The organism is Sulfurimonas sp. (genome assembly GCF_027056685.1).
Lineage (GTDB): Bacteria > Campylobacterota > Campylobacteria > Campylobacterales > Sulfurimonadaceae > Sulfurimonas.
In genome coordinates, this window is sequence record NZ_JALUKE010000048.1 from 1 (window position 1) to 5494 (window position 5494).

Genomic DNA, 5494 nt, shown 5'->3' on the forward strand with positions numbered 1-5494 from the left:
TAAAAAATATAATTCTAAAATAGTACTATCATTTGAAAAAACTGACTTTAATGGTATTAAAGTGGAAGTAGACGATTTAGGTATAGAAATTAATTTTTCTAAAGATAGAATCAATAGTCAAATTATAGAACATATAATTAAAGCAATATAACATTAAATGAGAGGAGAAGGATAGTGGTAGCAAAAATTCAGGCTGATGAAATCAGCTCAATAATTAAAGAGCGTATCGATAATTTTGAACTAAATGTCGATATTAATGAAACTGGTAAAATTGTTTCTTATGCTGATGGTGTTGCACAAGTTTACGGACTTAGCAATGTTATGGCAGGAGAGATGGTAGAATTTGAAGATGGTACAAGAGGTTTAGTTATGAACCTTGAAGAGAGTGCTGTTGGTGTAGTTATTCTCGGTTCAGGAGTATCTCTAAAAGAAGGTATGAGTGTTAAGCGTCTTGGTAAACTTTTAAAAGTACCAGTTGGTGATGCACTATTAGGTCGTGTTGTTAATGCTCTTGGTGAGCCAATTGATGGTAAAGGTCCAATTGAAACGACTGAAATGCGTTTTGTTGAAGAAAAAGCTCCTGGTATTATGGATAGAAAATCTGTACATGAACCTTTAGCAACTGGTATTAAAGCAATTGATGCACTCGTTCCAATTGGACGAGGACAGCGTGAGCTAATTATTGGTGATAGACAGACAGGTAAAACTACAGTTGCACTTGATGCTATTCTTAATCAAAAAGGGAATGGTGTTGTATGTATTTATGTTGCAATTGGTCAAAAAGAATCAACTGTAGCACAGATTATTCGTCGTTTAGAAGATAATGGTGCCATGGAATATACTATAATTGTATCTGCAACTGCTGCTGAAGCTGCTGCACTTCAATTTTTAGCTCCATATACTGGTGTTACTATGGGTGAATATTTCCGTGATAATGCAAGACATGGTTTAATTGTTTATGATGACTTGTCAAAACATGCAGTTGCTTACCGTGAAATGTCACTTATTCTTCGTCGTCCTCCAGGTCGTGAAGCATATCCAGGGGATGTTTTTTATGTTCATTCTCGTCTGCTTGAGCGTGCTGCAAAAATGTCTGATGAAGAGGGTGCAGGTTCACTTACTGCTCTACCAATTATTGAAACACAAGCTGGTGATGTTGCGGCATATATTCCAACAAATGTTATTTCAATTACTGATGGACAAATCTTCCTTGAAACTGATCTATTCAACTCAGGTGTTCGTCCTGCGATTAATGTTGGCCTTTCAGTTTCTCGTGTTGGTGGTGCTGCACAAATCAAAGCAACAAAACAAGTTGCTGGTACACTTAGACTTGATCTTGCATCATTCCGTGAACTTCAAGCATTTGCTCAATTTGCATCTGATCTTGATGAAGTTTCTCGTAAACAGTTGGAACGTGGACAAAGAATGGTTGAAGTACTTAAACAGGGACCTTTTTCACCACTTTCTGCTGAAAAGCAAGTTGCAATTATTTTTGCAGGGAATGAAGGCTTCTTAGATGATTTTGATCCATCTAATGTAGTTCGTTTTGAAGCTGAGTTATATCCGTTTATTGAAGCTTCTTATCCTCAAATTTTTGAGAATATTAGAAATAGCAAAAAAGTAGATGACGATACTAAGGCATTATTAACAAAAGCATTAGAAGAGTTTAAAGCTAGCTTTGTAGCTAACTAAGGAATTACTTTATGGCAAACTTGAAAGATATTCAAAGACAGATTAAGAGTGTTTCTAACACTCAAAAGACGACTCGTGCGATGAAACTTGTTTCGACTGCTAAGCTTCGCCGTGCAGAAGAACTTGCAAAACGTTCTCGTCTTTATGCTCAAAAAATGAATCAGGTTATTGCCGAAATAGCTGGACGTATAGAGTGTAGCAAAGTTGGAGGATTAGAAAATCGTTGTTTTCATCAGATAGAAAATCCAAAAATAGTTGACATTGTATTTGTTACTGCTGATAAAGGTTTATGTGGTGGTTTTAATATTCAAACTATTAAAGCTGTAAATAAACTTTTAAAAGAGTACAAAGCAAAAGATGTAAAAGTACGTTTACGTGGTATCGGTAAAAAAGGTGTTGAGTTTTATAAATATAATGAAGTTGAAATGTATAATGCAGTCATTGATTTAAGTTCAAAACCTGACAAAACAAGATCTGATGAGTTTATTCAAACTTCAATTGAAGATTATTTAGATGAGAAAATAGATGGTCTTCACATTGTATACAATGGGTATAAAAATATGATAACTCAAGAGTTACATGTGGATAAAGTTTTACCAGTTGATACAGATAGTTTTGATTGTACTAAAGTGCAGTCTCAATCTATGTTGGAAATTGAAGCAGAAGATGAAGAAAAAGTGCTTGATTCTTTAGTGAAAAAGTATGTTTCTTACAATATGTACTACTCTTTAATTGATTCAGTTGCTGCTGAACACTCTGCGCGTATGCAGGCGATGGATACAGCTACTAATAATGCTAAAGAGATGGTCAAGAGTTTAAATGTACAATTTAATAAAGCACGTCAAGCTGCTATTACTACAGAACTGATAGAAATTATCAGTGGTGTGGAGTCTATGAAATAATGGAGAAAAATATGATTGGAAAAATTAGCCAGGTAATGGGACCTGTTGTTGATGTTGATTTCGATGGTAATCTTCCAGTAATTAACGAAGCAATTGAAGTTAAAGTTAATTTAGAAGGAAGTGAACATCGTTTAGTTTTAGAAGTTGCAGCTCACTTAGGTGATGGTCGTGTAAGAACGATTGCAATGGATATGAGTGAAGGTTTAGTTCGTGGTATGGAAGCAACTGCTACAGGTGCACCTATTAAAGTTCCTGTTGGAGAGAAAGTTCTTGGACGAATCTTTAATGTAATTGGTGAGACTATTGATGGTAAAGATCAAGTAGAAGATGCACCAATGTGGTCAATTCACCGTGCTCCTCCACCATTAGTTGATCAATCAACTACAACTGAGATGTTTGAGACAGGTATTAAAGTTGTTGATTTACTTGCTCCTTATGCTAAGGGTGGTAAAGTTGGATTATTTGGTGGTGCTGGTGTTGGTAAAACAGTTATTATCATGGAACTTATTCACAATGTTGCACATGGACATGATGGTCTTTCTGTTTTTGCAGGTGTTGGTGAGAGAACTCGTGAAGGGAATGACCTTTACCACGAAATGCTTGAATCGAATGTACTGGACAAAGTTGCACTGTGCTATGGTCAAATGAGTGAGCCTCCAGGAGCACGTAACCGTATTGCACTTACTGGTCTTACAATGGCTGAGTATTTCCGTGATGAGAAGAAACTTGATGTACTTATGTTCATTGACAATATTTTCCGTTTTGCACAATCTGGTTCAGAGATGTCTGCACTTCTTGGACGTATCCCTTCAGCAGTTGGTTACCAACCAACACTTGCTCGTGAAATGGGTGCATTACAAGATCGTATTACATCAACTAAAAATGGTTCAATTACATCTGTTCAAGCAGTATATGTACCTGCAGATGACTTGACTGACCCGGCTCCTGCTTCTGTTTTTGCTCACTTAGATGCAACAACAGTTCTTAACCGTAAAATTGCTGAAAAAGGTATTTATCCTGCAGTTGATCCTCTTGATTCAAGCTCAAGATTACTTGATCCACAAATTTTAGGTGATGAACACTATAATACTGCTCGTGGAGTACAGCAAACACTTCAAAAATATAAAGATCTTCAAGATATTATTGCAATTCTTGGTATGGATGAACTTTCTGAAGATGATAAAAATGTTGTTGAGCGTGCTCGTAAAATTGAAAAATTCTTATCACAACCATTCTTCGTTGCAGAAGTATTTACAGGAGCTCCTGGTAAATATGTATCTCTTGAAGAAACTATTAAAGGATTTAAAGGTATTCTTAATGGTGATTACGATCATATGTCAGAAAACTCTTTCTATATGGTTGGTAGTATGGATGAAGCTATCGCAAAACATGAGAAAAACAAATAAGCATTTGCTTAGTAAAGGACTGTAATGGATAAGTTTAAACTTGAAATCCTAACTCCGGACGGTGTTATCTATGATGATAATGCTGTTGGTGTTGTTCTCCCTGGTGAAGAAGGGGAATTTGGTGTATTGGCAGGACACGCTTCTTTAACAACATTGTTAGAAGCTGGTGTTGTTGATGTTGAGAAAGAGGATAAATCAGTCGAATCTATCGTTATCAATTGGGGTGTAGCTCAGGTTGATGAGGGAAAAGTTGTTATTCTTGTAGAAGGTGCAGCACCAATTCGTGGTGAAAATGAATCAGAAATTGCTAAAGCACTTGATAATGCTAAAAAGCTTATTAATGATATTGCTGATTCTGGTAATGCTATTGCGTCTGTTTCAGCAAAAATTGAATCTGCAGCACAAAGATTAATATAGCCGATGTTTAATAATTTAATAGATTTTTATCTGAAAAGTCATCCCGTAACTATTGGTGTTCTGGTCTTATTAGCAGTTTACTTTTTAGTACTAAATTGGGTGTTCTTTTATAGATATTTTTCTATTAATAGTTGGCTTTCTCGTGAAAGTGCCTCTTTAGAAGCACTTTTATTAGGAGCTACTACTGTAAAAGAAAACTCATTTTTAAATAATTTTTTACAAACAAGTAATGTTATTTCAAAAGAAGTTTTAGGTTTAGCTATGCTCGCAGCAACAAAAGAGGCTACAAAGGGTCTTTCTGTTTTATCTGTCATTGCATCAACTTCTCCTTTTATTGGATTGTTTGGGACTGTTGTTTCTATCTTGGGCACTTTTACTCATATAGGTCAGACATCTGGGACAATGAATGTTATTGCTAGTGGGGTTTCTGATGCATTAGTGGCTACTGCATCTGGAATATTTGTAGCTGTATTTGCATATACATATCATCAAATCCTCAAAAGAAAATCATATGAACTTGTTAGCTACCTTCAAATGCAAAGTGATGCGATATTAGCACGCAAGGCATAGTGTTATGGCATATGATTGGGATGAAAAACCAGAATTAAATATTACTCCTCTTGTGGATGTTATGCTCGTCTTACTCGCAATCTTAATGGTTATTGCTCCTAGTATTATATTTGAAGAAAATATTAAATTGCCTCAAGGCTCTACAACACAACAACTATCAAAAATTCCACCTGTAAATATTACTATTGATAAAGATAAAAATATAAAGATAAATAAAGATAATTTTTTATTAAGTGCATTTATTGACAATTTTTATCTTTATTCTAAGAAACTGAATAAAAAAGCTACCGTTTTAATAAGTGCGGATAAGCGTTTAGATTATGGTGTCGTAATGTCGATTTTAGCAGCAGTAAAGCAGGCTGGATTTACAGAGGTATCTTTAGCAACAAATGGATAATCAACGATACTTTTATTTAAGTGGAATCATCTCTCTGTCTCTGTTCCTATTCTTTTTATTTCTGTTTGTTGTTATGCTTTTTCAAGTAAAAGATATTAAAACCTATGGTT

General features: G+C 35.0%; 6 protein-coding genes. All 6 read left to right on the forward strand.

Annotated features, from left to right (window positions below; all coding sequences use genetic code 11):
* Positions 1-174: 174 nt before the first annotated feature.
* Genes atpA through MVY38_RS01695 form a run of 6 tightly spaced genes read left to right on the forward strand, consistent with a single transcriptional unit; the run spans position 175 to position 5384 of the window.
* The gene (atpA, locus tag MVY38_RS01670; RefSeq protein ID WP_297482819.1) at positions 175-1692 is read left to right on the forward strand and encodes a F0F1 ATP synthase subunit alpha; all 1518 of its coding nucleotides are present in this window, start codon (positions 175-177) and stop codon (positions 1690-1692) included.
* A gap of 11 nt (positions 1693-1703) precedes the next feature.
* Complete coding sequence (gene atpG, locus MVY38_RS01675; RefSeq protein WP_297482822.1) at positions 1704-2594, forward strand: ATP synthase F1 subunit gamma; 891 nt, start codon at positions 1704-1706, stop codon at positions 2592-2594.
* 11 nt (positions 2595-2605) lie between these two features.
* Positions 2606-4000, forward strand: a complete 1395-nt coding sequence (gene atpD / locus MVY38_RS01680) for a F0F1 ATP synthase subunit beta (protein ID WP_297482825.1) — start codon at positions 2606-2608, stop codon at positions 3998-4000.
* Between the two features lie 24 nt (positions 4001-4024).
* Complete coding sequence (gene atpC / locus MVY38_RS01685) at positions 4025-4417, forward strand: ATP synthase F1 subunit epsilon (protein WP_297482828.1); 393 nt, start codon at positions 4025-4027, stop codon at positions 4415-4417.
* A 3-nt stretch (positions 4418-4420) separates the two neighbouring features.
* Positions 4421-4987, forward strand: coding sequence for a MotA/TolQ/ExbB proton channel family protein (locus MVY38_RS01690; RefSeq protein ID WP_297482831.1), 567 nt, complete (start codon positions 4421-4423; stop codon positions 4985-4987).
* Positions 4988-4991: 4 nt separating this feature from the next.
* Positions 4992-5384 (forward strand): biopolymer transporter ExbD, encoded by a 393-nt coding sequence (locus tag MVY38_RS01695; RefSeq protein ID WP_297482833.1) that lies wholly within the window; start codon positions 4992-4994, stop codon positions 5382-5384.
* The last annotated feature ends 110 nt before the right edge of the window (positions 5385-5494 follow it).